Origin of the sequence: Rhizobacter sp. Root1221 (assembly GCF_001425785.1) — a bacterium.
GTDB lineage: Bacteria > Pseudomonadota > Gammaproteobacteria > Burkholderiales > Burkholderiaceae_C > Rhizobacter.
The window spans coordinates 110,630-136,645 of record NZ_LMDI01000076.1 but is presented as its reverse complement, the minus strand read 5'-3'; the positions used below and the strand labels follow the sequence as shown (position 1 = coordinate 136,645).

The 26,016-nt window shown below is 66.7% G+C and carries 27 protein-coding genes and 1 pseudogene; 9 read left to right on the top strand and 19 right to left on the bottom strand.

Annotated elements, in window-relative coordinates:
- Positions 1-16: 16 nt before the first annotated feature.
- Positions 17-1,444 (top strand): alkaline phosphatase, encoded by a 1,428-nt coding sequence (locus tag ASC87_RS30040; protein WP_056671944.1) that lies wholly within the window; start codon positions 17-19, stop codon positions 1,442-1,444.
- A 4-nt stretch (positions 1,445-1,448) separates the two neighbouring features.
- Entirely contained in the window at positions 1,449-2,129 is a 681-nt protein-coding gene (locus tag ASC87_RS30035) for a hypothetical protein (RefSeq protein WP_157604463.1), read from the top strand.
- A gap of 257 nt (positions 2,130-2,386) precedes the next feature.
- Here ASC87_RS30035 and ASC87_RS31395 read toward each other — a convergent pair whose 3' ends face one another.
- The 8 genes from ASC87_RS31395 to ASC87_RS30000 form a co-directional block, all read right to left on the bottom strand.
- A complete protein-coding gene (locus ASC87_RS31395; RefSeq protein WP_082569066.1) occupies positions 2,387-2,851 on the bottom strand; it encodes an ADP-ribosylglycohydrolase family protein in 465 nt (154 codons plus the stop codon).
- 181 nt (positions 2,852-3,032) lie between these two features.
- On the bottom strand, positions 3,033-3,467 hold the full coding sequence (locus ASC87_RS30030) for a hypothetical protein (RefSeq protein ID WP_162255227.1): 435 nt from the start codon (positions 3,465-3,467) through the stop codon (positions 3,033-3,035).
- 413 nt (positions 3,468-3,880) lie between these two features.
- Positions 3,881-4,294, bottom strand: coding sequence for a hypothetical protein (locus ASC87_RS30025; RefSeq protein WP_056671934.1), 414 nt, complete (start codon positions 4,292-4,294; stop codon positions 3,881-3,883).
- A 120-nt stretch (positions 4,295-4,414) separates the two neighbouring features.
- Positions 4,415-6,016: a nitrous oxide reductase family maturation protein NosD gene (locus ASC87_RS31390; RefSeq protein ID WP_082569065.1), complete on the bottom strand. Its 1,602-nt coding sequence runs from the start codon at positions 6,014-6,016 to the stop codon at positions 4,415-4,417.
- A gap of 409 nt (positions 6,017-6,425) precedes the next feature.
- Complete coding sequence (locus tag ASC87_RS30015) at positions 6,426-6,986, bottom strand: hypothetical protein (RefSeq protein WP_157604462.1); 561 nt, start codon at positions 6,984-6,986, stop codon at positions 6,426-6,428.
- Between the two features lie 373 nt (positions 6,987-7,359).
- Positions 7,360-8,355 (bottom strand): cytochrome d ubiquinol oxidase subunit II, encoded by a 996-nt coding sequence (locus ASC87_RS30010; RefSeq protein ID WP_056671925.1) that lies wholly within the window; start codon positions 8,353-8,355, stop codon positions 7,360-7,362.
- Positions 8,352-9,746, bottom strand: a complete 1,395-nt coding sequence (locus ASC87_RS30005; protein WP_056672183.1) for a cytochrome ubiquinol oxidase subunit I — start codon at positions 9,744-9,746, stop codon at positions 8,352-8,354. Before ASC87_RS30005 ends, ASC87_RS30010 begins: the two co-directional genes overlap by 4 nt.
- Positions 9,746-10,306 carry a GbsR/MarR family transcriptional regulator gene (locus ASC87_RS30000; RefSeq protein WP_056671922.1) on the bottom strand — a complete coding sequence of 187 codons (561 nt, stop codon included), beginning with the start codon at positions 10,304-10,306 and terminating at the stop codon, positions 9,746-9,748. Before ASC87_RS30000 ends, ASC87_RS30005 begins: the two co-directional genes overlap by 1 nt.
- Positions 10,307-10,462: 156 nt before the next feature.
- On the opposite strand from ASC87_RS30000, the gene lepB reads away from it, so the two are divergent.
- From lepB to dut, 3 genes are read left to right on the top strand one after another with little or no spacing between them, the layout of a single operon-like run.
- Positions 10,463-11,263: a signal peptidase I gene (gene lepB, locus ASC87_RS29995; RefSeq protein WP_056671919.1), complete on the top strand. Its 801-nt coding sequence runs from the start codon at positions 10,463-10,465 to the stop codon at positions 11,261-11,263.
- Between the two features lie 2 nt (positions 11,264-11,265).
- A complete protein-coding gene (gene coaBC, locus ASC87_RS29990; RefSeq protein ID WP_056671916.1) occupies positions 11,266-12,477 on the top strand; it encodes a bifunctional phosphopantothenoylcysteine decarboxylase/phosphopantothenate--cysteine ligase CoaBC in 1,212 nt (403 codons plus the stop codon).
- Between the two features lie 8 nt (positions 12,478-12,485).
- Positions 12,486-12,935: a dUTP diphosphatase gene (gene dut, locus ASC87_RS29985; RefSeq protein WP_056671913.1), complete on the top strand. Its 450-nt coding sequence runs from the start codon at positions 12,486-12,488 to the stop codon at positions 12,933-12,935.
- 106 nt (positions 12,936-13,041) lie between these two features.
- Here dut and ASC87_RS29980 read toward each other — a convergent pair whose 3' ends face one another.
- Positions 13,042-13,563: a peptidylprolyl isomerase gene (locus ASC87_RS29980; RefSeq protein ID WP_056671910.1), complete on the bottom strand. Its 522-nt coding sequence runs from the start codon at positions 13,561-13,563 to the stop codon at positions 13,042-13,044.
- 24 nt (positions 13,564-13,587) lie between these two features.
- Between ASC87_RS29980 and ASC87_RS29975 the strand changes: the two genes are divergently transcribed.
- The 3 genes from ASC87_RS29975 (at position 13,588) to ASC87_RS29965 (ending at position 15,705) form a co-directional block, all read left to right on the top strand.
- The gene (locus ASC87_RS29975; protein WP_056672179.1) at positions 13,588-14,706 is read left to right on the top strand and encodes a JmjC domain-containing protein; all 1,119 of its coding nucleotides are present in this window, start codon (positions 13,588-13,590) and stop codon (positions 14,704-14,706) included.
- A gap of 19 nt (positions 14,707-14,725) precedes the next feature.
- Positions 14,726-15,217, top strand: coding sequence for a hypothetical protein (locus ASC87_RS29970; RefSeq protein ID WP_056671907.1), 492 nt, complete (start codon positions 14,726-14,728; stop codon positions 15,215-15,217).
- Positions 15,218-15,375: 158 nt separating this feature from the next.
- Entirely contained in the window at positions 15,376-15,705 is a 330-nt protein-coding gene (locus ASC87_RS29965; protein WP_056671904.1) for a hypothetical protein, read from the top strand.
- 211 nt (positions 15,706-15,916) lie between these two features.
- Here the strand turns inward: ASC87_RS29965 and ASC87_RS29960 are convergent, their stop codons facing one another.
- The 10 genes and pseudogenes from ASC87_RS29960 to ASC87_RS29920 form a co-directional block, all read right to left on the bottom strand.
- Positions 15,917-16,576 carry a hypothetical protein gene (locus ASC87_RS29960; protein WP_056671899.1) on the bottom strand — a complete coding sequence of 220 codons (660 nt, stop codon included), beginning with the start codon at positions 16,574-16,576 and terminating at the stop codon, positions 15,917-15,919.
- Entirely contained in the window at positions 16,573-17,265 is a 693-nt protein-coding gene (locus ASC87_RS29955) for an excisionase family DNA-binding protein (RefSeq protein WP_056671896.1), read from the bottom strand. The genes ASC87_RS29960 and ASC87_RS29955 overlap by 4 nt, the downstream gene beginning before the upstream one ends.
- Positions 17,266-17,450: 185 nt before the next feature.
- Positions 17,451-18,227 (bottom strand): MBL fold metallo-hydrolase, encoded by a 777-nt coding sequence (locus tag ASC87_RS29950; RefSeq protein WP_157604470.1) that lies wholly within the window; start codon positions 18,225-18,227, stop codon positions 17,451-17,453.
- A gap of 25 nt (positions 18,228-18,252) precedes the next feature.
- Positions 18,253-19,401: an outer membrane protein assembly factor BamC gene (gene bamC / locus ASC87_RS29945; RefSeq protein WP_157604461.1), complete on the bottom strand. Its 1,149-nt coding sequence runs from the start codon at positions 19,399-19,401 to the stop codon at positions 18,253-18,255.
- A gap of 160 nt (positions 19,402-19,561) precedes the next feature.
- Positions 19,562-20,443, bottom strand: a complete 882-nt coding sequence (dapA, locus tag ASC87_RS29940; RefSeq protein ID WP_056671887.1) for a 4-hydroxy-tetrahydrodipicolinate synthase — start codon at positions 20,441-20,443, stop codon at positions 19,562-19,564.
- 27 nt (positions 20,444-20,470) lie between these two features.
- Complete coding sequence (locus tag ASC87_RS29935; protein ID WP_056671884.1) at positions 20,471-21,037, bottom strand: bifunctional 2-polyprenyl-6-hydroxyphenol methylase/3-demethylubiquinol 3-O-methyltransferase UbiG; 567 nt, start codon at positions 21,035-21,037, stop codon at positions 20,471-20,473.
- A pseudogene (locus tag ASC87_RS29930) lies at positions 21,034-21,839 on the bottom strand (SDR family oxidoreductase). Before ASC87_RS29930 ends, ASC87_RS29935 begins: the two are co-directional and overlap by 4 nt.
- Positions 21,840-21,971 carry a hypothetical protein gene (locus tag ASC87_RS33565; protein WP_255359274.1) on the bottom strand — a complete coding sequence of 44 codons (132 nt, stop codon included), beginning with the start codon at positions 21,969-21,971 and terminating at the stop codon, positions 21,840-21,842. It lies immediately after the preceding pseudogene.
- Positions 21,968-23,182: an MFS transporter gene (locus tag ASC87_RS29925; protein ID WP_056671881.1), complete on the bottom strand. Its 1,215-nt coding sequence runs from the start codon at positions 23,180-23,182 to the stop codon at positions 21,968-21,970. Before ASC87_RS29925 ends, ASC87_RS33565 begins: the two co-directional genes overlap by 4 nt.
- Positions 23,183-23,223: 41 nt before the next feature.
- Positions 23,224-23,955, bottom strand: a complete 732-nt coding sequence (locus ASC87_RS29920; RefSeq protein ID WP_056671877.1) for a hypothetical protein — start codon at positions 23,953-23,955, stop codon at positions 23,224-23,226.
- 80 nt (positions 23,956-24,035) lie between these two features.
- On the opposite strand from ASC87_RS29920, the gene ASC87_RS29915 reads away from it, so the two are divergent.
- Positions 24,036-26,012, top strand: a complete 1,977-nt coding sequence (locus tag ASC87_RS29915; protein ID WP_056671874.1) for a DNA topoisomerase IV subunit B — start codon at positions 24,036-24,038, stop codon at positions 26,010-26,012.
- Positions 26,013-26,016 lie beyond the last annotated feature (4 nt).

The following is a 26,016-nucleotide window of genomic DNA, read 5'->3' as shown; positions in this document are numbered from 1 at the left end:
CCGGAGAACACTTTCCATGAACAAGCTCAACTCCCTGGCCCTCGCCATCTCCGTCGGCCTGGCTGGCGCCGCGTTGTCCACCCCGGTGCTCGCCGCCGGTGAAGCCAGGAACGTCATCTTCTTCCTCGGCGACGGCATGGGCCCGGTCACCACCACCGCCACGCGCATCAAGTACGTCGGCGAAGAAGGTTCCCTTGCGATGGACAAGCTGCGTTACGCGGCCCGCATCAAGACGTTCTCGAAGGATGGCCAGACCACCGACAGCGCCCCGTCGATGGCCGCGTACATGACCGGTGTGAAGACCCGCAACGAGACACTGGGCCTCGACGGCACCACCGTCGCGGTGTCGCCCGGCACCGATGCCGCCACCGGCGTGCCCAGTTCGGTGGACAAGTGCCCCACCACCGGCAACGGCTCGGCGTCCGTCACCCTGCTCGAGCTGGCGATCGCCAAGGGCAAGGCCACGGGCGCCGTCACCACGGCCCGCCTGACGCACGCCACGCCGGCCGCCACCTACGCGCACACCTGCCACCGCAACGCCGAGTACGAGATTGCCCGCCAGGCCGTGCCCGGTGGCACGGGCTACAACGCCGCGCTGGGCAATGGCGTGACGGTGCTGCTGGGCGGCATGAGCCAATACTGGCGCCCGTACAACGCGACGACCACGCCGCGTGGCCGTCCGGATGGGCGTGACCTCGTGGCCGAACTGCAGGCCAAGGGTTACACCGCCGTCAACGACCTCGCGAGCCTGAACGCCGCGCCGGTGGCCGCCACCACGAAGCTGATCGGCCTGTTCGACCAGGCTGCGGCCGAGGGCCACATGTCGTACGAACTCGACCGCGACGCCACCAAGGAGCCGAGCCTCGCGCAGATGGCCACGAAGGCCGTCGACGTGCTGTCGAAGAACACGAACGGCTTCTTCCTGATGGTTGAAGGCGGCCGCATCGACCATGCGCTGCACGGCACGAACGCCGCCCGCGCGCTGGCCGACACCAAGGCCTTCGACGACGCCATCCAGGCGGTGATCGACAAGGTCAAGACGTTCGACCCGGACCTCACGAACACGCTGATCGTCGTCACGGCCGACCACGACCACGGCATGGCGTTCAACGGGTACGGCAAGCGCGGCACCGACATCCTCGGCCCGAACATCAGCTACGCCACCGGCGTTGCCAGCAAGGACGTCAACGGTGTCACGTACGGCAACCTCGTGTTCGCGAACGGCTCCAACCGTGCCGACGTGCGCGTGGACGTCGACCCCACCGTGATGGCCGGCAAGAACTACCTCCAGGAAGTGGCGATCCGCCGCGGCTCGCCGGGTTCCGAGACCCACGGTGGCGGTGACGTGAAGCTGCACGCCGAAGGCGCCGGGGCGAAGGCCTTCAAGGGCACGCTCGACAACACCAAGGTCTTCGGCCTGGTGAAGACGGCGGCGGGGTACTGACACGATGACACGACTGCTTCGTGCCGCGGCTGTGGCGCTGGCGGTGGCCGCGGCGGCTGCCGGCGCGGCTGCACCGGCGCCCGACGTCGACGCCATCGTCACCTACGAGACCCGGCAGGTGATGTCGTCCGGTGTCACCCGCACCGACACCTGGCAGGAGCGCCTCGTGCGGCGCGGCGACCAGGTGTGGATCGAACGCATCCTGCCTGCTGGCGCGGATGACGACCACGACCACAAGGCCGAACACGTGGGCCACAAGCACTTCAACGGCGAGACGGCCGCGCGCTGGCTCAAGCTGGGTGCCGATGGCCAGGTGGACGTGAAGTTCGTGGACCGTGAACACAAGGCCGTGGTGGCCATCCCGCGCGCCGAGTTCGGCACCGTGGGGTTCGACGGCAGCTTTGCCGCCGCGTCGAGCGTCGTGCCGGCCGCACTGGCCCGCTCGATGAAGGCCTCGGGCGCGGTGGGTGACGCCCAGTGGCGCACCGACAAGCGCGACGGCTGGTCGCACCGCGTGCTGTGGTCGGAACAACGACAGATTGCGCTGAAGGTGGAATCGCGGCGTGACGATGGCAGCGTGCGGCGGACGGTGTCCGTGCAGCTGCAGCCGGCTACCGCACGTGCCGTTCCATGGGACCAGCTGGGCGGCTACGCCCAGAAGCGCTACGACGACTTCATGGATTGAATGAGGCCCCCCAGTCGCTTCGCTCCTGCCCCCAAGGGGCGCCCGCGGTCGCCCGGGGGACCCGGGCTCGGCGGTAGCTTGATCGGCCGCTCGGCTGCGCTTGCTCTCCTGGCGCACCGCCTGAGACGACTGGCCCAGGTGGCGTCAGCCGATCTTTCGCTGCGAAAGGCTGAGACGCCCTCGGCTGCCCCGAGGGCCGCAATGCGGTCTTGGCGGCAGTGTCTGAGACATCTCGCTATGACCGCCTGAGGAAGCGGTCACTCGACCCGCGCCGAGCGAGGGGCCTCGCCCGAAATCCACGCGGCCGTCAAACGCTCAAGCAACGGTTCGACCAAGTGTTTGCCGTGGAGCGCCGCCCGCCAGCGCGAGGGAATGGCTTCTTCTCCGTAAAGAAGACCGGCCCACCCGCCGGCCACGCAAGCGGTAGTGTCCGTGTCATTGCCAAACGCAATAGCAGTCCGTAGGCAGTCTTCGAACGTCCTAGTTCGCAGGACAGCCGCCACTGCAGACCAAAAGCAGTCGACCACGTAACCGCTCCCCTGAGGTGGATCCAATCGACCGTCCAGCAGGACACCAAGCTCATAACGCTCGACCGGTCCGGTGCTGTGCTCAAGTACCTCCTGGGCTTCGTCGAGCGCCTGCACAAAGCTTCTACCGCCGAGCAGGCGACTTGCGACGAGCGCAGATGGTTGGCGGGCCCAACGTTCACTACACCAGGTCATGACTCGCTCCGCGGTCGAAGCGTCCACTGTGGCGAGATGTAGCCGTCGGGGCCGTGCGAAAGGGCCGGCGCCCAGCCGGGGAGGATGCAGACATCAAATTGCCAGATTGCCATCGCTGCAGTATGCATGCGCGCCGCTTCAGGCTGAGAGCGACATCGGTATGCGCTGAAGCGCGTTTCGCCTAATCGAGGCCGAGGCGATGCTCGATGATTTCGAGCCCTCCCAAGTTCGAGTGTGGCCAAGTCGAGGTCGGATAGTTCCCGGCCTCAATGTTTCGAAGCAACCGACAAATGGGAGCGAGGATGGCGCCGCGTGGGCCGGACAGGTCCAGCTTCCGCACGCCGTCATTCCCTTCCAACGAGTCGCGACATAGCGTCAGACGGAGCATGACCTCCTGGCCGCTTGGTTCCAGGTCCAACACGTAAGCGCCCGGCTCAAGGAACCATCGAACGGATGAAGGTTGCCCGCGCGAGACCGCATCTAGTGCAGCCAGCAAGTCCTGAATCGGATTGTTCAACGCGTCGGAAGCATCGACCACGACCGTTGAATCCGAGGTGATGAAAGTGACCGTCAACCAGCCATGCTCCGGCGGCAAGTGGGAAACGTCCAGCAACATGAAAGGCAACCCTTGCTCTTGTGAGGCAGCGCACGTTACCCGAGTTGATGGCACAAGTCCGCTTCCGCCTGCATAGCGGTCGTTCCGGCCATGCTCGATGTCGCGGACTTCAATGGCATGTCTCAGACTCTAATGGCACGGAACACCCGCGTTGTGGGACGAGCGAAGCGAAGTTCCCCCTCAAGCCACCCGCGAGGACCGGCTCTGCCGGCCGACCCGGGGTCGCCCCTCGGGGGCAGGAGCGAAGCGACTGGGGGCCTCATGCATATTTCAGCTGGCCCGCCTTGCCCCAGAACACGCGGTACGCGAACACCGTAGCTCTTTGGGGTCAGGTCTGAAGGTTGAACTTCAAACTAGAGACCTGACCCTCAGTGTCGTACGAAGCGCGGCTCCACGGGCGCGGCCATCCCTCGTCAACTGTGGCAGTAGGCCAGGACCCCGAAATGCGCAGGATGGGCGCGCAAAAGTGCAAGTGCCTTCTGGTCCCAGTCGGGATCCTCCTTCATGTACGTCGCATTGCTCTCGTGCCACTTGCCATCAGGCGTCACGAGCGCATGCACGACACCGTCTTCCGTGATTCGGTCGACCGGAAATACGAGGTCTTCTTGACCATCGTAGACGTCGGATGCCCTGTCGTCCTCTACCAACCACGCCTTCGAACAGCACCAGTAGTAGTCCCAACAGCCGTTGTGCCCAGGCGGAGTCGGATCGTCGCCGTCCCAAATTTCGAACGGCCGCATCAATCGGTCAACAGCCTGCTCGACCGCATCAGCCGAGCGGATATCAACGGTGGGCGGCAGGACGACGATGGCGAAGAACTTACTCACAGCATTCTCCTGCGGTCAAGCAATCAATGTATGCGCCCAGCTGCGAACCGTTGCAGCGCCGTCGCGTAGACAGTTAGGGCACACGATCCTGAGCATCTCCGCCGCGAGCCTCACGCACGGTCAAGGGCGCCCTTCAATGCAGTTGCCACCCAACGCGGGCCCACCACTGTTCACCAGGGAATTGTTCCTTGGGATGGTGACTTGGAATGCCTCGCAGCTCACCAGGGCGGCTGGAGAGTTGGCAGAGGCTTCGTTGTTGACGAAGCGGATCGCCTGATCGTAGTAACTCCTCAACAAGGCGGCTGACCCGTCCGCCGAGTTGTTGTCCCGAAAGGTGTTGTTCCGAACCCTGGCCTTGTTGGTCTGCACATCGGTCTGCAGCAACAGGCCACCACCGCCATACGGTGTTGAGTTGTTGACAAAGGTGTTGTCGACGATGTCGGCGCTGGATGAGTAAACGGAGAGAGCTCCGCCGTATTCGGGCGCGTGGTTGTTGCGGAAGATGTTCGATGCGATGCGGACGCTGTCTACCGAGTTCACGCGGACTCCGCCGCCGAAGCGATGCCCCGCGATGAGGTTGTGCGTGAGCTCGGACGGTGCCGACCCGCCTCCGTTGAGGAACACCGCCGCGACTTGGTCGCCTCCACATTCGGCATTGTTCTGCCGAATGGTGTTGCGGCCGATGCTGACCGTGATCGTCTGGGTGAAGATGCCGCCACCCCTGCAGGCAGCGTTGTGCGTGATGGTGTTGTCGACGATCGTGGCCACGACGTTTTCGGCGCGAACACCTCCGCCCGTCCCCGGGGTCTGGGCGTTCCCGCCGTCGAAAAGATTGCGCCCGTTCGTGATCGTGAAACCCGAAATCGTCACGGCTTCCGAGCCGTCGCCCGCACCGTACACCCAGATCACCACATCCTTCGCGCTTCCATCGAGGATGGTGCTCTCGGCACCATCCGTTGAAACCAGCTTCAAGGCTTTCTGGATGCGCAGGTTTTCGCGGTACGTGCCCGGCGAGACACGCACTGTCGCGTCGGCCGGGGCTGCATCGATGGCGCTCTGGATCGTCGGGTAAGCACCGGGCACCGTCAGCACGACCGCCTGCGAGGCCAGGGGAACAAGCACGCCGAGCGCCATCAACAACCCGCGGACACGATGAAACATTGAACACCTTCTTCGGAATTGACGCAGGGCGCCGGTGGGTCCGCAGTCTAGGCAAGCGTCCCTTCTGCCACCTTCCCTCCAAAGAGGGTGGCCGTCCTGCCTGACGCCGTAGCACGGGATGCCCGCTTCAGTCTGCACAGCGACCGCCGATTCAAGCTGGAAGCGGAAGTACGGCTGCGGACGACGACCTGACATCCCAAGCGCTTCACAGGTTTTTTCCGTCCCGGCCTCAGAGAGCCAGTCCGACGTCAACGCGGGCACCGCTTTGCTCGCCAGCTTTTTGATCCACCTGAATCCGTGAAGCGGCTTCAAGACGTCCAGTGAAACAAGCACCTTCTCCGCCCGCCCGCGCGCGTGCCTGAGCAGCGAAGCTGCAGGAAAAACCGAGAGAGACGTTCCCACCACGAGGACCTTCACCGCTGAAGCAAGGTGGAACCCGTCCTGCCACGAGTATTCGTTCCACAAACCGTTCGTGTCGCGGAACGTGGGCAGCCCGCTCTCGGCGCTGACCCCGGCGCCCGAAACGACGACGATCTTGTTGGCGTTGACTTCAGGCTTCATGAATTGAGTCGCGATGTGTGGGCGGCGACTGGGTGCTGCTGGTTCAGGCTGATTGCGGTCACACCGCCTAGCCGCTACTACTTCGGGTTGACGGAGCTGTGCAGTACCTGGCCGTCGTGCCCAACGGCAAACGGAGGCCGCCACGGCCAGCCCTGCCGGCCAGCAGCCTCGGCAGCAACCCTGAAAGCAGTGATCTCATCAACCGGCATGCTGATTTCCCAGAAGCGTGGGCAGAGATTCTACAAACCGCAAAGGACCCAACCGGGCTCGCTGCAAAGGTAGCGGTCGGGTCCGCTTCCGTCTGCAGTGCGGGTGGTTCAGGCTGAGCGCCGTCTCCGGGCCGTCGGCTGCACTGCGTACCGCACAACGGGTCGAGCACATTCGACGGGTTTGGCTTGAGCTCAGCCGTTCACTCCCTCAGAGCTGTCTTGATCGGATCCCAGAACCAGACCGAGCCGCCAAGGGGCCGAGCATCAAGCGGTTGCTCAACGAGTTTGACTGCCGTTGCTACCCCCCGATCTCGCAGCAGTTCCTCTGCCCGTTGCAAGTCGCGACGCGTTCCAGTGAGCCAAGGGCGGCCTGCGTCAGCGAGTTCCCTCGCGCGCTGTACTGAGCACTCCAGCACCTGGCGAAGGTGTACGATCGCGCGCTTGTCAGAGCGGGGAAAGTTTGCGGTCAGGACATAGTGCCGCCCATCCGCCTCGCGTAGGTCATATTTGTCCTGAAGGTACTCACTCACGTCGTGTCCACTACCGACGATCTCGATGAGTCCGCTGTCAACATCGACGAGGTACGCGTTGACGCCGACATAGCGCCGCGAGGCGTCTCCGTGCAAGACGTAGGCAGCACTGTTTCCCCGAATGATCCAATAGTCTTTTCGCTCTGACAACGAGCATGACTGCAGCGCGAAGGGCTCGCCGTAGTCGAGTTTTGCAAGTACCAACTGGCATGCGTCATTGTCGGTGAGCACGGTCCGAATCACTTTCTATGCGGGACGAGAAGACTTCTCTGAACGAACGTGTTGCGGACCTACTCGGTCTCCGAATCCATGGCTCAATTCTGCCTGCCTGGTGTTCGCTTCCGCCTGCATGGCGGTCGTTCCGGCCATGCTCGATGTCTCGGACTTTAATGGCATGTCTCAGCCGCTAAAGGCACGGAACACCCGCGTTGCGGAACGTTGCGTCGAATCGCCCGTCGTCCCACGACAAAAGGCTCGGTCAATCCGGGCCTCTTGTCGTTGAGCAAGCGAAGCGAAGCGCCAGATCAAGCCACCCGCGAGGACCGGCTCCGCCGGCCGACCCGGGGTCGCCCCTCGGGGGCAGGAGCGAAGCGACTGGGGGGCCTCATGCATATTTCAGCTCGCCCGCCTTGCCCCAGAACACGCGGTACGCGAACACCGTGTACGCCGCGATCATGGGCACCGTGAGGGCCACGCCCACGAGGATGACCTTCAGGGACGCGGGTGAGCTGGCGGCCTGCTGCAGCGTGAGGCGGTCCATCACCACGTACGGGTAGATGCTGTAGGCCAGGCCGAAGAAGCCGAGGAAAAACACGGTCACCATCAGCACGAACGGCACCCAGCACTGGGGCCCGAGCACCCGCTTCCAGCCGAGCGACACCCGCAGCAAGCCCAGCGCAGCCACGGTCATCAGCGGGATGGGCAGCAGCGCGATGAATGCAGGCATGCTGAACCAGCGGTCCCGCACGGTGCCGCTGACCCAGGGAGTGGCAATGGAGATCAACCCCATGCCCACCACCACCGGTACCCACGCGAGCTTGGCCCACTTCACGGCCTGGGCCTGCAGCTCGCCGTCGGTCTTCATGATGAGCCAGCCGGCGCCCAGCAGCACGTAGGCGGCCGGCAACGCGAGCGCGATGGCCGCGGCGAACAGGTCGTACTGCCAGCCGGTGTTCAGGCCGGTGATGTAGTGGCCGAGCATCCAGCCCTGCGAGACCGACGCCAGGCCCGAGCCGGCGAAGAACACGCGGTTCCATGCGTGCTTGTGCGTGTCGCGCGCCTTCACGCGGAAATCGAACGCCACGCCGCGCAACACGAGGCCAATGAGCATGAGCGCCACGGGCAGGTACAACGCGGTCAGCACCATGCCGTGGGCCTTCGGGAACGCGATCAGCAGGATGCCCACGCCCAGCACGAGCCAGGTTTCATTGGCGTCCCAGAACGGGCCGATGGACGCCACCATCACGTCCTTCTGGTCGTCGGTGGCCCGGTGCATCAGCAGGCCCACGCCCAGGTCGTAGCCGTCGAGCACCACGTAGGTGAGCATCGAGACGCCCATCAGCGCCATGAAGATCAGGGGCAGGGTGTCGTTGAACGTCATGGGGCAGTCCCTTCGTGGGCGGGCAGGTTGGCCGTCTGGGCGCCCGGCGGCGTGCGAGCGCGGTCGTCCGCTTCGGTGGCGAGCACCTCCTCGGGTTTCTCGGCCATGTACTTCAGCACCGCGATGTACGAGACGATGAGCGCAGCGTAGGTCAGCACGTAGAGCGTCAACGTGAGCGCGATCATGCCGGACGGCACGGTGGATGCCACGTCGGCCGTGCGCAGCAGGCCGTACACGATGAAGGGCTGCCGCCCGATCTCGGTGACGTACCAGCCGGCCACGGTGGCCACCCAGCCCGAGAAGGTCATCGCGGTGAAGGCCCACAGCAGCGGCCGGGGCAGCTGCGCCACCTGCCATCCGCGGCGCCGCGCGGCCCAGAAGCCGTACCAGCTCAGCAGCAACATGAGCACGCCCATGCCCACCATGATGCGAAAGCCGAAGAACAGCGGGGCCACCGGCGGGTGGGCGCCCTTGAACTCGTTCAGGCCCTTGATCTCGCCGTCGGCCCGGTGCGTGAGGATCAGGCTCGCGCCGTTGGGCACGCCGATGGCGAAGTCGTTGCGGCGCGTGGTCTCGTCGGGCCAGGCGAACAGCAGCAGCGGTGCGCCCTGTTCGGTGTCCCACACCCCCTCCATCGCGGCGACCTTGGCCGGCTGGTGTTTCAGCGTGTTGAGGCCGTGCAGGTCACCCACGAAAATCTGCACCGGGATCAGCACCGCGGCCAGCGTGACGCCGGTGCGCAGCACCCGTGCCGTGGCCGCGTTCGCCTTGTGCTTGAGCAGTTGCCAGGCGCTGATGCCACACAGCAGGAACCCCACCGTCAAGCCCGAGGCCAGCAGCTTGTGCGCCAGCCGGTACGGGAACGACGGGTTGAAGATCACGTCGAACCAGCTCAGCACGTGGAACTCGCCGTCGATGATGGTGTGGCCGGTGGGTGTCTGCATCCACGAGTTCAGGCTCAGGATCCAGAAGGCACTGAGGGTGGTGCCGAACGCCACGAGGAACGTGGCGGTGAGGTGCACCCGTTCGCTGACCTTGCCATGGCCGAACAGCATGATGCCGAGGAAGCTGGCCTCCAGGAAAAACGCCGTCAGCACCTCGTAGCCCAGCAGCGGGCCCGCGATGTTGCCGGCCTTCTCCATGTACCCCGGCCAATTGGTGCCGAACTGGAAACTCATCGTGATGCCGCTCACCACCCCGAGCGCGAAGGTGAGGGCGAACACCTTGGTCCAGTAGCGGTAGGCCGTGAGCCAGGCCGTGTCGTGGGTGGTGAGCCACCGCCACCGGAAGAACAGCAGCACCCAGCCCAGCGAGATGCTGATGGTGGGAAACAGGATGTGGAACGTGATGTTGGCCGCGAACTGCATGCGGGCCAGCAGGAGGGCGTCCATCATGAGGAGACTCCTTTGCGAGCGGGAACCTTGCCGGTGAACTCGAGCAGCCGCTGTACCTTGGAGCCCATCTTCATGAGCTGGGAGAGGGTCTTCTGGTCCATGCGCTGCACGTCGTCGAACCAGGTGGTCATCATCTCGATCAGGTCGTGCATGCCGCGCATGCGTTCCTGGGCCACGCGGTCGTCTTCGGTGGCGGGCTGCTCCAGCAGCGCGGCGCGCAACATCGTGAGCGTGGGCTCGATCTCCCGGCGGCGGCGCTGCTCGGCCAGCGTGCGGAAGATCTCCCAGGCGTCGGTGGGGGCGTCGAAGTACTCGCGGCGGTCGCCGGGCAGGTGGCGCAGGTTCACGAGCCGCCATGACTGCAGCTCCTTCAGGCCCATGCTCACGTTCGACCGGGAAAACGCCAACGCCTCGGCAATCTCGTCGGCGTTCACGGCACGGGGCGACACGAAGATCAACGCGTAGATCTGGCCCACGGTGCGGTTGATGCCCCAGCGGCTGCCCATTTCACCGAAATGGCTCACGAAGCTGCGGACGAGGGGGGAGAGGGGGGGCATGGCAAGTTCGGGTTGATGCAGGTCAAGGGCAAGTGTATTTGAAGTTTCAGGAATTACTGAAAGTTTATGAAGTTCAAAAGCCTGCGGAACCGATGCCGCGCCCGGATGGTCCACTTGGGCACCCCTTCATAATTCGGCCAACTTCACTGGGCTCGCATGCAAATCGGTTTTTCGATCAACGAGACGCTTTTCCTGCTGCTGGTGGTCACCGGCGGCTGCTGGTTCGCGCTGCGCCGCCGGCAGCGCCGCAAGCCCGACGCCGCCCACCGCCCGTTCTGGGCGCTGGGCGCCGACCTGTTCGTGGTGGTGGCGCTGATGTTCACGTGCCGGGTGGCCGTGGCCGACTGGCCCAAGGTGCCCACGGGCTCGATGGAGCCCACGCTGCGTGTCGGCGACTACCTGCTGGTCAACCACCTGGCCTACGGCCCGCGCCTGCCGTTCACCAACACCGCCATCGAACTGGGCCGCCCTCAACGGGGCGACGTGGTGGTGTTCCGCTACCCGCTCAAGGTGTCCGAGTTCTACGTGAAGCGCCTGGTGGGCATGCCGGGTGACGTGGTGCGGTTCCAGGGCGGCGCCGTCAGCGTGAACGGCGAGCCGTTCGACACGTCCCCGGCCGGCGCCTCGGTGGTGAAAAAGGCCGAAGACCGCGGGCAATGGCTGCTGCAGGAATCGTCGCAGGGCGGGCACCGCGCCATCAAGGTGAACCCGCTGCTTCAAGGGCGCATGCCGCTCGACCTGACACGCCCGGAACTGGCGGCACAGTGCCACAGCGAGCAGACCGGCCAGTGGGAATGCACCGTGCCGGCAGGCGAGTACCTGATGCTGGGTGACAACCGCGACAACTCGGCCGACTCGCGGGTGTGGGGCTTCCTGCCACACCACCAGGTCTACGGCAAGGCCGTCCGGGTGCTCTTCAATTTCTCCGACCTCTCGCGCAGCTGGACTGCCCTCTGACCATGACCCCACCCCTGGACCTCCAAGGCCGGCGCATCGTGCTCGGCCTCACGGGCGGCATCGCCTGCTACAAGGTGGCCGAACTCACGCGCCTGCTCGTGAAGGCCGGCGCCACCGTGAACGTGGTGATGACCGAGGCGGCGGAACAGTTCATCACGCCGGTGACGATGCAGGCGCTGTCCACGCACCCGGTGTTCACGAGCCAGTGGGACACCCGCGAGGCCAACAACATGGCCCACATCAACCTCACGCGCGGTGCCGATGCGGTGCTGGTGGCGCCCGCCAGCGCCGACTTCCTGGCCAAGCTCGTGCAGGGCCGTGCCGACGACCTGCTGAGCCTGCTGTGCCTCGCGCGCCCCATCGCCACGTGCCCGCTGCTCGTGGCCCCGGCCATGAACCGCGAGATGTGGGACCACCCCGCCACACGCCGCAACCTCGCGCAGCTGCGTGACGACGGCACCACGGTGTTCGGCCCCGGCAACGGCGACCAGGCTTGTGGCGAGGTGGGCGACGGGCGCATGCTCGAACCCGCCGAACTGCTGGCCGACGTGGTCGACTTCTTCGCGGTCAAGCGCCTGCGCGGCCAGCGTGTGCTGGTGACTGCCGGCCCCACGTTCGAGCCCATCGACCCCGTGCGGGGCATCACCAACCTGTCCAGCGGCAAGATGGGTTTTGCCATCGCGCGCGCCGCCCGCGAGGCCGGTGCCGACGTGACCCTGGTGGCGGGCCCGGTGCACCTGCCCACGCCGCGTGGCGTGCGCCGCATCGACGTGCAGACCGCCCAGCAGATGTACGACGCCGTCCTGCCGCTTGCCCCGCGCCACAGCGTGTTCGTGGCCACCGCGGCCGTGGCCGACTGGCGGCCGGCGAGCCTGTCCGGGCACAAGATCAAGAAAAACGGCAGCAAGGTGGCGCCCACGTTCGAGCTCACCGAAAACCAGGACATCCTCGCTGCCGTGGCGCGCCTGCCCGACCGGCCGTTCTGCGTGGGGTTTGCCGCCGAGAGCGAGAACTTGCTGAAACACGCCCGCGAGAAGCTCGAGCGCAAGGGGGTGCCGCTGGTGGTGGGCAACCTCGGCCCGGCCACCTTCGGGCGCGACGACAATGCGCTGGTGCTGGTCGACGCGACGGGCCAGCGCGAGCTGCCGTCCGCCGACAAGCTCACGCTGGCCCGCCAGCTCATCGAAGACATCGCCCACCGGCTTTCCGCCTGAACGTTCCCATGACCACCATCGACCTCAAGGTGCTCGACAGCCGCATGGCCGAGCAGATCCCCGCCTACGCCACGCCGGGCAGCGCCGGCCTCGACTTGCGCGCCTGCATCGACGCACCGCTGGTGCTCGAGCCGGGACAGACCTCGCTGATCCCCACCGGGCTCGCCATCCATGTGGCCGACCCCGGCCTAGCCGCGCTGATCCTGCCGCGCTCGGGCCTCGGCCACAAGCACGGCATCGTGCTCGGCAACCTCGTGGGGCTGATCGATTCGGACTACCAGGGCCAGCTGATGGTGAGCTGCTGGAACCGCAGCCCGGCCACGTTCACCGTGCAGCCGATGGAACGCATCGCGCAGCTGGTGATCGTGCCGGTGGTGCAGGCGACGTTCCGCCAGGTGGCGGAGTTCGGGGAATCGGACCGCGGCGCCTCGGGCTTCGGGTCAACCGGGCGCCACTGACCTTTCCGTCACCCCGGCGAACGCCGGGGCCCACGCCAGCTCGTCGGTCGACAGCGGTTTGCGTGGAAGAATGGGCCCCGGCCTGCGCCGGGATGACCCGTTGAGGTCAGTGCAGCTTGCCGCCCGACGGCGCCGTCTGCAGCACGCTCAGGCCCGGCGTGGTGACGGAGCGGTTGGCCATCTCGTCTTCGGTGGCTTCGCGCACGTCGAGCACCTTCAGGTCGAGGCGCAGCGCGATGCCGGCGAGCGGGTGGTTGCCGTCGAGCACCACGTGTGACGGGTACACCTCGGTGACCGTGTAGATGGCGTCCTCCACCAGGCCTTCGGTCTTGGCGCCGGGGGGCGGGCCGTCGAACTGCATGCCGGGCTCGGTGGCTTCGGGGAAGATGGCGCGGTCTTCGAAGAACACCAGCTCGGGTTCGTAGTCACCGAAGGCGTGTTCGGGTTCGAGGTGGAGCTTGGCGGCAAAGCCGGTCTCCTGGCCCAGGAGGGCCTCCTCGACCTTGGCAAGCAGGTCGTCGCCGCCGACGAAAAATTCCACCGGGGCCTCGAGTTCGTCGATCAGGTTGCCCTGGGTGTCTTCGAGTCGCCAGGTCAGGCTGACGACGCAGGGGGAAGAAATAAGCATCGAACAATGATCGCACAATCGCGCATGGACATTCTCAAACCAACTCCGCTGCTCGGCGCGCTGTCGCCCGAGGATTTCATGCGCCGCCACTGGCAGAAGAAGCCGCTGCTCGTGCTCCAGGCGGTGCCGGGCGGCGTGGCGCTGCAGACCCGCGCCGAGCTGTTCGCGCTGGCCGGGCAGGATGGCGTGGAAGCCCGGCTGATCGTGCACGACGAGGCCGGCTGGACCCTGCGCCACGGCCCCATCGCCCGGCGCACCTTCCCGAAGGTGGACCAGCCGCGCTGGACCGTGCTGGTGCAGGGCGTCGACCTGCATGTCGAGGCGGCGCACGCACTGCTCTCGCAGTTCCGCTTCGTGCCCGATGCGCGGCTCGATGACCTGATGATCTCGTGGGCGAGCGACGGCGGTGGCGTGGGCCCGCACGTCGACTCGTACGACGTGTTCCTGCTGCAAGTGCAGGGCCGGCGCCGCTGGCGCATCGGGCGCACGCGTGACACCACGCTCGTGCCCGACGTGCCGCTGCGCATCCTCCAGAACTTCGAGGCCGAGGAAGAATGGCTGCTCGAACCGGGCGACATGCTGTACCTGCCGCCGGGTTGGGCGCACGACGGCGTGGCCGAAGGCGAGTGCATGACGGCCTCGATCGGCTTTCGTGCCCCGCCGAAGGAAACGCTGGGCCGCGAGGTGCTGCAACGGGTGCTCGACGCCGCCGAGGAACCCGAGAGCGATGTGCTGTACCAGGATCGCGGCCAGCCCGCCACGCGCGAACCGGGCCGCATCCCCGCCGACCTGCAGGCGTTCGCCGCCGACGCGGTGGCGCGCCTGCTGAAGGACCCCAAGGCGCTGCAATGTGCGATGGGTGAGCTGCTGACGGAGCCGAAGGCCAACGTCTGGTTCGCGCCGGCAGACGTGCTGCCGGTGGGTTCGGGTGTGCAGCTCGACCGCCGCACGCGCATGATGTATGACGATCATCATGTCTTCATCAACGGTGAATCGTTCAAGGCCGGTGGCCGCGATGCCCGCCTGATGCGCCGCCTGGCCGACGCCCGCGTGTTGACGCCCGAGCAGGTGCGCCAATTGAGCGATGATGCACTCGACCTGCTCGACGAGTGGGTCGAGGCCGGATGGGCCACACCCCACTGACTGCACTGGAGGACTCCGCATGAGCGCCGACACCCCGCACCGCATGCTCTCGTCGCGAGGCGAGTTCCACGACGCCTTGCGCGCCGCATTCGCGCAGGTCGCGTCGTTGGGCTGCCGCGAGATCTGGTTGAGCGACAACGACTTTTCCGATTGGCCACTGGGCGAGATCGCCGTGGTCGAACACCTCACGCAGTGGGCCATGTCACACCGCAAGCTCACGGTGCTGGCACAGCACTATGACGATGTGGTGAGGCGGCACCCGCGTTGGGTGGCATTTCGCCGGCAGTGGTCGCATGTGGTGGAATGCAGGTCACTCGAAGAAGCTGAACCCGGTGCCATTCCCTCGATGTTCCTCGCGCCGGGGGTGGTCACGGTGCGCCTGTTCGATGCCGAAAATTACCGGGCGAGTGTGTCGTCCGAGCTGGCCGATGCCGTGCGCGCCAAGGAAACGCTTGACGCTGTTTTGCAACGATCGTCAGAGGCGTTCCCGGCATCCACACTCGGTCTGTAGGGAAGTTCCCTAACATGCCTATAATCATGGGCTAGGCAATGCGAAGGCTCGAGCTTTTCGTGCCTGACTCAGTTGGGGATCTGTCGCTCGGGTTCCCAGAATTACCGGTAATTGTTCGACCCCGTTTGACCCCCCTTTTGACCTTATTGAGGATAACTATGAACAAGTCGCTTCTGATGGCTACCCTGGTTGCTGCTGTTGCTCTGGCCGCTTGCGGCAAGAAGCCTGACGAGGCAGCTGCCGCTGCTGCTGGCGCCGCTTCGGCTATCGTGACGCCGGCTGCTGACGCTGCTTCCGCCGCCGCTGTTGCTGCCACCGACGCCGCTTCGGCCGCCACCGGCGCCGCTTCGGCTGCTGTTGACGCTGCTGCTGCCGGCGCTTCCGCCGCTGCTGGCGCTGCCGTCGACGCTGCTGCTGACGCTGCCAACAAGGCTGCTGACGCTGCCAAGGACGCCGCCAACAAGGCTGCCGACGCTGTCAAGAAGTAAATCGGGCTTCCCGGTTTCGCAAAGGCCGCCTTCGGGCGGCTTTTTGTTTGGGTGTGGGCGGACTTGCAGCTTCCCGAGTTTCTGCAATAGGAGCATGGCCGGTTCTACAAGGTGCTTGCCTTGAACCTGCAGGTCTTGGCATCCGCCAAGCTGTTGCCCCCGGCTCATTTGAACGGCGGTTTCGGGTGGCACAAAGGCGTTGAACGGACGCTCACGCGGTCGCCTTCGGCATCCGCTCGCGCTCTACCGGCTTCACAGCGAGAGCCTTTGACATCTGGGCGACCAGTGTCGTGGCGCCTTGCTCCCGAAGGGCATGGAGTAGTTCGGCCACGGTATATGGTGGCGTCTTCAAGTCCTTGGCGGCTTGCAAGACAGCGCGAGTCGTGGCTTCGGGCTCGGCCGTGTACACCTCATTGAGAAATGCACCCGACCGCAGCACTCGAACGCCGAGCTTCGCCATCTGGTTCTTCGCCAGGTCCTTGACGTTGTCGGTGACCAGGATGACGTCATAGGACGCGCCGGGTGCGTCGTCCTCGATGTCCTTGTCCACGGCATGTCGCAGGGCGATCGCTGCTGCAGCGACGTGGCGGTCTTTTGCGTCGACCTGCTTGGGAACGGCACTGAAGTCCGAGCTGAACATGTAGACCTCCCATTCCGGGCAGCGTCGTTTCATCGCGCGCAGGCGATTCTGGGCGCCTGCCTCAGAGACACCGAAGACCTCCTGCATGTTGCGCAGGAACTCGACGTCAATGTTCTCGGTCCAGTGGGCCGCGAAGACCTTTTCTGCCCGCAAGTCCATGAGGACGTCGGACACCCGCGGCTTGAGCAGCACGCAGGTATCCAGGATGACGAAGGTGTCCTGCAGGTTCACGAACGGGGCTTGCGCGCAGCTTTTACGGGTGCCGCTTCGCGGGGTACTTTGACTGCGGGCGCGCCGCGGACGACGTTTGTGAAGTGCCCGTCCGGATGGTCGTACAAGCCTGCTTTTACCCCGGCGGCGCGAGGCGATGGTGCGCTCTCATGTTGCCGAGTACGTCCGGTCAGGTATGCATCAACTGCGGATGACCGAATTCGCCGGTGGCCTCCCTCGGTCATGACGACCTCGCCCAGCTTGCCTGCATCGCAGAGCATGGACACGTACGGGCGGCTGACTTCCAGCTTGGCTGCGGCTTCCGCCGTGGTCAACAGCGCATCGGCGGCTGTTGCCCCTGCTGGGGCGGAAGCGATGACAGCGCCTTGAGCAATCTCTGCGTTGGCCAGCTTGGCAATGAGCGCCATGCGTAACGCCTTGCCTTCCTCTGTCGGCGACGTCAGCGACTGATTGAGGATCTTCGCAACCAGTACGGTGATGTGCGCCCCGAGCTCGTCGATGTTGACGACGATGCGCGCGTCCCCATGCGCCTTCTGTGTCCCCTTCGCACTCCGGGCGTTCAGAACCTTCATCTCCTGCGCCACGACCTTGCCCACCTCTTGTGCAAGAGGGTTCAGCGGGTCCGCAAGGGCAGGGATGTATCGGGCAGCGCCGGCTGCCTTGACGACGGGGGGATGAGCGCGAGGCATCGGAGTTCTCCAAGGGAGTGACGAGTGTAGCACCTCATTGGAATAAAACGAAAAAAACGAAACTCACGGCCTCGCTGGTCGAGATGCTTCAGCATGAATGGGCGCACTGAAAAGGTGTGTCCATCTGGCCCCTTCTCGGCTCTGTTGCATCGCTCGGGCCATCTGCGCAGTACGACTCTTGTGCGTCAGCCCAAGGCCAGCCAGTCGAAGCCCGCGCCCGGATGGGCCACCACGAAGTCGCCGGCCGACCCCCCGGTCACCTGGGCCATCAGCGCGCGCACGAGGTCGGGCGTGTTGTTCTGCTCGCTCAGGTGCGCGGCCACCACATGGCGCAGTCCCGGGTGCAGGCAGGCCGCCAGGATCTCCGCTGCTGTGTCGTTGGCGAGGTGCCCCAGCCGGCCGCCGATGCGGGCCTTGAGCGACGCGGGGTAGCTGGAGCGCGCGAGCATGTCGCGGTCGTGGTTGAATTCGAGCAGCAGGGCGTCGCAGTGCTGCAGGTGGGCGAGCACGTGGGGCGTGGCCATCCCGGCGTCGGTGAGCACGCCGAGTTTCGTGTGGCCATCGCTGAAACACAGCTGCAGCGGCTCACCGGCATCGTGGGGCACGGTGTATGGCGTGAGGCACAGGTCACCCACCGTGATGGGCTCGCTGTCGCGCGCGAACTGCGGCAGCGCAGGCAGTTCGGGTTCACCGATGGCGCGCCACGTGCCGCGGCTGGTCCAGAGGGCCGTGCCATGGCGGCGCACGAGCGTGGTGGCGCAGCCCACGTGGTCGCCATGTTCGTGCGTGACGAACACGGCGTCGATGTGGGCCGGGGTGAGGCCGATGCGGGCCAGGCGGGCGGTGAGTTCGCGCAGCGAAAAGCCGCAGTCCACCAGCACGCGGGTGGTGGTGGTGCCGCTTGCCGCCTCGACGAGCGTGGCGTTGCCGGTGCTGCCGCTGCCCAGGCTGCAAAAACGCATCATGGGCAGATGCCGCGGGCCGGGTTTACTTCAGCTCTTCCACCAGGAAGCGCACGATGCGTTGACCCGCTTCGCCGTTTTCCGGGGCGCCGCTGGCGTTGAGCACCGACACCTCGGTGGTCTCGCCTTCACCCTTCACGCTGACGCGGTAGCGCACGAGCGCGTTGTCGGCCTTCTTCTTGTCGCCGCCGAACCAGCGCGACAGGAAGCCCGGCTCTTCGCGGCCGGCACTGGCCGGGTCGACGTAACGCACGAAGTACAGGCCCTGGGCACGGTCGCGGTCTTCCACCGTGAAGCCGCTGCGGTCGAGCGCGAGGCCCACACGGCGCCAGGCGCGGTCGAAGCCGTCGTCCACCTGCACGGTGGCGGCCGGGCGGCCTTCGATGGCGCGGGCGCGAAGCGCCGTGGCCGGTGCGGACGCGGCGGCGGCCACGGCGGCCTTGGCCTGCTCGGGCTTGACGCCGAGCTTGAGCATGATCAGCGAGAGGACCTCGTTTTCGAGCTGGTAGTCACGCGGGCGCGGTTGCCACACCGACTGGTCCTTCTGCGGGCCGCCGAAGAATTCCTCGAGGCCGCTCTGGGTCACGTAGATTTCCGAGCCGGCGCCGGAGGGCGAACGTTCGACCCGCACGCGGAACTTGTCGAGCGTGTTGGTGGAGAACATGCCGTCGAACACCTTGCCGATGGTGCGGCGGACGATGTCGGTGGGCAGCTTGGCGCGGTTCTCGGCCCACTCGGTTTCCATCACGCCCGTTTCGGGTTTGTCGATGGTGAGGGCGAGCGTGCGTTCCTGCCAGAAGGCCTGCAATTGCGGCCACACCTGTTCCGGCGTCATGGGCACGTACAGGTAGCGCTGCGAGCCGAGGCGCTCGATGCGCGCTTCACCCACGGCGTTGGGCGCCACGGTGTTCGTGGAGACGGCGCCAGCCACCGGAGCGGAGGCCGCGGCGGCGAAATCGGAGGCGCTCACCGCACCGCGGATGGCCGACGGCTGGTAGCGGTTGTCGACCGACAGCTGGGTCAGGTCGGGCGGCACTTCGAGCGACTTGCCCGCCTTTGCGCCACCACGGTAGTCGACCTTGTCGCCACCGACCAGGTCGTTGAGCGATTGGCACCCGGCCAAGCCGAGCGCGAGCGCCACGGCGACAGAAACGGACCGGAGGGGAAGGCGCATCGGCCGGATATCGGGGGTCGAGCGGGTGGAAGAGGTCACGTTGTTCATCTCCGGGGAGCACATGCTGGACTCGGCCGGCCAAAAGGGCCGGACCGGGGCCGAGGGATCGATGGGAAGGCGGGCAACACACCCTGCCGGACGTTGCCGGCGGGGGCCGGCGTCAGATGAGACCCGAATCGCGCAGCGCTTGTTCCACGGTGGTTCGGCCCGCGGCCGACAGCGGCACGATGGGCAGGCGCAGCGCGTCGCCGCACAGGCCGAGCTTGGCCATGGCCCACTTGGTGGGGGCCGGGCTCGACTCGACGAACAGGTGCTTGTGCAGCGGCAGCAGCCTGAAGTGCAGTTCGGCGGCCTCGCGGGCCTTGCCGGCCAGTGCGAGGGTGCACAGTTCGTGCATCAGGCGCGGCGCCACGTTGGCGGTCACGCTGACGTTGCCATGCCCGCCGAGGAGCATCAGGGCCACCGCGGTGGAGTCGTCACCGGAGTAGATCGAGAAGTTCTTCGGGGCCTGCTTGATCAGCCAGCCTGCGCGCTCGATGTCGCCGGTGGCTTCCTTGATGCCGATGATGCCGGGCACCGTGGCGAGGCGCAGTGCCGTTTCGGGCAGCATGTCCGCGACCGTGCGGCCGGGCACGTTGTACAGCACCATCGGGATGTCGGCGGCTTCGGCGATGGCCTTGAAGTGCGCGTAGATGCCGTCCTGCGAGGGCTTGTTGTAGTACGGCACGACCGACAGCGTGCAGTCGGCGCCGGCCTTCTTCGCGAAGCGCGACAGCTCGATGGCCTCGTGCGTGGAGTTCGCGCCGGTGCCGGCCATGATGGGCACGCGGCCCTTGGCCTGCTCGACCGACACGCGGATGATCTCGCAGTGCTCTTCGACCGACACGACCGGCGATTCGCCGGTGGTGCCGACGACGGCGATGCAATCGGTGCCTTCGGCGATGTGCCAGTCGATCAGGCGGCGCAGGGCCGGGTAGTCGACGCTGCCGTCTTCCTGCATCGGCGTCACGAGCGCCACGATGCTGCCAACAATGGGTTTCATTCGGTTCTTCCTCGGAATCCGCCGATTTTACTCACCCTCGGAGGGGGCAGGGGAATTCGGGGCGGGAGACAGCGGGAAGCGCACCGGGTGCGTCCCGCCGGACAGGGCCCGCACAGCGGCCAGCCGCTGCACGAAACAGGGGGGATTGTCGGCGAAGCCATCCTCGTAGGCGACCACGTGCAGGCCGCGGGCGGCGTCCAGCAGTTCACCGGGCCGCAGCAGGAAATCGGGGTTCGACGGCCGGCCCACGGTCTGCTGGCCCAACGTAAAGGTTTCGTAAAGCAGCAGCCCGCCGGGTGCGAGGCGGGCCACCAGCACCGGCAGCAGCGGGCGCCACAGGTAGTTCGTGACCACGATGGTGTCGAAGGGGCGGTCACCCAGCGGCCAGGGGCCGTCTTCCAGGTCGGCCACCACCCCCTCGGCCACCGGGGCGAGCGCGGCGACGGCCGTGGCGTCGCGGTCCACTGCCGTGACGGCGTGGCCGCGGGCGGCGAACCAGCGGGTGTGGCGGCCCGACCCGCAGGCCACGTCCAGCACCGTGCCGCCGGGCGGGGCGAGGTGCGCCCAGCGCGTGATCCAGGGCGATTCGGTCACCGGTGCGCGTCCTGGTTCAGCGCCTTCAGCGCCAGGCGGTCCACGAGGCCCGGCGCGATCAGCTTGAGCCAGCGGCCCGCCTTGCCTTTCGCGGACATGACGATGTCACGCCGGCGGGCCTCGGCACCATCGACGATCAGGCGCGCGCAGGTCTCGACCGTCATGGCACCGCGTTCGTCCAGGCCACTGCGGCCGGCCGGCTGGCCGCTCGCGTTGTAGCCGCGGTAGCGGATCTCCGTGGCCACCACGCCGGGGTAGGCCAGGGTCACGCCGACGCCGGTGCCGGCCAGTTCGACCCGCAGCGCCTCGAAGAACCCCGTCATCGCGAACTTGCTGGCGCTGTAGGCGGTGCGCCCCGGCACCCCACCAGCCCGGCGAGGCTCGACACCGCCACGACCTGGCCGCGCGTGGCCTTCAGGTGCGGCAGTGCCGCGTGGGTGCACCACACCGCACCCCACAGGTTCACGCGCATCACGTCCTGGTACCAGCCGAGGTCGGTCACGTCGCCGAGCAGCGCGTGGGCAGAGACGCCGGCGTTGTTCACCAGCACGTCGATGCGGCCGAACGCGGCCACGGCTGCCCCGGCCAGGGCCTGGCAGTCGGCCTGCACGCCCACGTCGCACCGCTGCACGGCCACCCGGGCGCCGGAGGCGCGGCACTGTGCGGCCACCGCCTCGAGTTTGTCCACCTGCCGGGCCGCGAGCACGAGGGCCACGCCGCGGGTGGCCCATTGGCGGGCCATTTCAGCGCCGATGCCGTCCGAGGCGCCGGTGATCACGATCACGCGAGCGGTGTCTGTCATCTAGAAGCAGTTCCAGAGCTGGTTGGCGAGGGTCAACGCGAGTTGCGGGTTCAGGTACGCCAGGAACACGGCCACGAGCGCGGCACCGGTGAGCGCCCAGGCGAGCAGGCGGCGCACGGCGGCAGTCCTCATGCGGGCTGGGCGACGGGCCGCTCGATGGCCGTCTCGCGCACGGGCAGGTTCACGAGCGCGGCGAACACGCCGAGGCCCACCGCGATCCACCACACCACGTCGTAGCTGCCGGTGGCGTCGTACAGGCGGCCGCCCAGCCACACGCCGAGGAACGAGCCGATCTGGTGGCTGAAGAACACGAACCCGCCCAGCATGGACAGGTGGCGCACGCCGAAGATCTGCGCCACCATGGCGTTGGTGGGGGGCACGGTGGACAGCCACAGCACGCCCATCGTGGCCGCGAACACGTACACGCTCATCGGCGACAGCGGCACGTTCAGGAAGATCACGATCACCACCGACCGCAGCAGGTAGATGGCCGAGAGGATGTAGCGTTTCGGGAACACCTGGCCCAGCGATCCGGCCGCGTAGGTGCCGATCACGTTGAACAGGCCGATCAACGCGAGCGCGGTGGTGGCCACGTTGGCGGTCAGCCCGTGGTCCTTCAGGTAGCTGGGCATGTGCACGCCGATGAACACCACCTGGAAGCCGCAGACGAAGTAGCCCGCCATCAGCAGCACGAAACTCGGGTACCCGAAGGCCTCGCGGATGGCGCCGCCGATGCTTTGCTGCGCGGCCGTGGGTTTGGCGAACGGCGCTTCTTTCAGGCCGAGGGCCAGCGGCACGATGGCCAGCGCCACCACGCCCAGCGCGAACAGCGCGCCTTGCCAGCCGAGCTGGCTGATCAGCGCGTTTTCCACCGGCACCATCAGGAACTGTCCGAACGAGCCGGCGGCCGCGGCCACGCCCATGGCCCAGCTGCGCCGGTCGGCCGGCACGTTGCGGCCGATCACGCCATACACCACCGCGTAGGTGGTGCCCGACTGGGCCAGGCCCAGCACGATGCCGGCGCTGGTGGTGAACGCGAGGCCGGTGGTGGCCACCGCCATGCCGGCCAGGCCGAGGCCGTACAGCACCGCGCAGGAGACCAGCACGCGGAACGCGCCGAACCGGTCGGCCAGCATGCCGGCGAACGGGGTGGCCACGCCCCACGCGAGGTTCTGGATGGCCAGTGCGAACGCGAAGGTCTCGCGCGTCCAGCCCCGCTCCATCGTGATGGGCTGCAGCCACAGGCCGAAGCCGTGGCGGATGCCCATCGACAGCGTGACGATCAGTCCGGCGCAGGCGAGCACCTGAACCATCGACAACGGGGGCGGGGCGGTTCTGGTCATCCCGACACTGTAGTGTTTTCGGGCGGACCTTGCCGGCCCGGTCAGAAGCGGAAGCCGGCCTTCACGCCGTAACTCGTGGTGTCGCCGGTGCGGTCGCCCTCGAACGCCAGGTTCACCAGGCCGAGGTTGACGTTCAGGCCGGCGAACAGCTTCGTCTGGCTGAAGCTTTCGCGGGCGAGGCCGGTCCCGGCGTCGGGCCTGCTGCGCACGAGCACCGTGCCCACGCCGGCGTACGGCGTCAGCATCGCGAACCCCTTGGACACCGACACGTCGAAGCCGTAGGTGTTCAGGTCGATCTGGCCCACGCCGGTGAGCATCGAGGCGCTGGCGCGCAGGGCCACGGCCGGCACCACGGTGCTGCCCGGCAGCACGGCCCAGCGCACTTCGCCGCCGATGGCGCGGGCGTTCGTGGACGTGGTGGAAAGCGATGCCCCCACATCCACGTCGAACGGCAGGCCCTTGTGGACGCGCACAGTGCCCACCGGCAGCGTGGATTCGGGTTCGCTGCCACCCGAGGCCTTGGCCCACACCCCGCGGTGGGCGAGGCGGGTGCCGGTCACGCCCACGCCCACGTCGAAGCCGGTGGTGCCCATGCTCTCCGACGGGATCATCGGCTTGAACGACAGCGCAGCCCCGAGGTCCTCGGAGAGTTCACGGAACTCGGCCTGGGAGAGGTTCTGCACCGTGGAAATGTCGGCGGCCCGAGCGGCTGGAACGAGGGCCAGCAGGGCCGCGGCGGCGAGGACAGGGCGGAAAATCAGCAGAAAACGCATGGGGTTCGGAACGGAGTGTGACAAACCGCTCAAGGGTAACGCACCGGCAAGGTCCCCCGGCGCACCTAGAATTCCCGCCCATGGCAAGCAAACCGAGCAATTCTTCCTACGGCGAAGCGTCGATCCGTGTCCTCAAGGGCCTGGAGCCCGTCAAGCAGCGTCCGGGGATGTACACCCGCACCGACAACCCCCTCCACATCATCCAGGAGGTGATCGACAACGCGGCCGACGAGGCGCTGGCCAACCACGGCAAGCGCATCGACGTCACGCTGCACACCGACGGCTCCGTCAGCGTCCAGGACGATGGCCGCGGCATTCCGTTCGGCCTGCACCCCGAGGAGCAGGTGCCCGTCGTCGAGATCGTGTTCACCCGGCTCCACGCCGGCGGCAAGTTCGACAAGGGCTCCGGCGGCGCCTACAGCTTCTCCGGCGGCCTCCACGGCGTGGGGGTCAGCGTGACCAACGCCCTGAGCAAGCGCCTCGAGGTGAGCGTGTGGCGCGAAGGCCAGGTGGCCCAGCTGGCCTTCTCCGGCGGTGACGTGATCGAGCCCCTGGCCGTGCGCAAGAACGGCTCCGGCGACCGCCGCACCGGCACCACCGTGCGCGCCTGGCCCGATGCCAAGTACTTCGAGACTGTCGATTTCCCCCGCAACGAACTGACCCACCTGCTGCGCAGCAAGGCGGTGCTGATGCCGGGCGTGAGCGTGTCGCTCACCGTCGAGAAGACCGGCGACGTCACCACGTGGATGTACAAGGGCGGCCTGCGCGACTACCTGTCGCAGACGCTGAACGCCGACCCGGTGATCCCGCTGTTCGAAGGGGAGCACTACGCCGACAAGGGCGAGACCGAGAACTTCGCCGAAGGCGAGGGCGCCGCCTGGTGCGTGGCGTTCACCGAAGATGGCGCGCCCATGCGCGAGAGCTACGTCAACCTGATCCCCACGGTCAACGGCGGCACGCACGAATCCGGCCTGAAGGACGGTCTCTTCGGCGCGGTCAAGGGGTTCATCGACCTGCACAGCCTGCTGCCCAAGGGTGTGAAGCTGATGCCCGAGGACGTGTTCTCCCGCGCGAGCTTCGTGCTGAGCGCCAAGGTGCTCGACCCGCAGTTCCAGGGCCAGATCAAGGAACGCCTGAACAGCCGCGACGCGCTGCGCCTGGTGTCCACCTACGTGAAGCCGGCCATGGAGCTGTGGCTCAACCAGCACGTGGACCTGGGCAAGAAGCTCGCCGAGCTGGTGATCCGCCAGGCGCAGACGCGCCAGCGTGCGAGCCAGAAGGTGGAAAAGCGCAAGGGTTCGGGCGTGGCCGTGCTGCCCGGCAAGCTCACCGACTGCGAAAGCCGCGACCTGAACCTCAACGAGCTGTTCCTCGTGGAAGGCGACTCGGCCGGCGGCAGCGCGAAGATGGGCCGCAACAAGGAAACCCAGGCCATCTTGCCGCTGCGCGGCAAGGTGCTCAACGCGTGGGAGGTCGAGCGCGACCGCCTGTTCGCCAACAACGAGATCCACGACATCTCGGTGGCCATCGGCATCGACCCGCACGGCCCGAACGACTCGCCCGACATGAGCGGCCTGCGCTACGGCAAGGTCTGCATCTTGAGCGACGCCGACGTGGACGGTTCGCACATCCAGGTGCTGCTGCTCACGCTCTTCTTCCGCCACTTCCCTAAACTCGTCGAGACCGGGCACCTGTACGTCGCGAAGCCGCCGTTGTTCCGCGTGGATGCACCGGCCCGTGGCAAGAAGCCCGCCGCGAAGATCTACGCGCTGGACGACGGGGAGCTTGCCGCCACGCTCGACAAGCTGCGCAAGGAAGGCGCCCGCGAAAACGGGTGGACCATCGGCCGCTTCAAGGGCCTCGGCGAGATGAACGCCGAACAGCTGTGGGACACCACGCTGAATCCCGACACCCGCCGCCTGCTGCAGGTGGGGTTCGGCGCGCTCGATTTCAGCGCCACCGTCGATTCGCTGACCAAGCTGATGGGCAAGGGCGAGGCGCAGGCCCGCCGCGACCTGATGGAACTGCATGGAGACGATGTCGAAGTCGACATCTGAGATG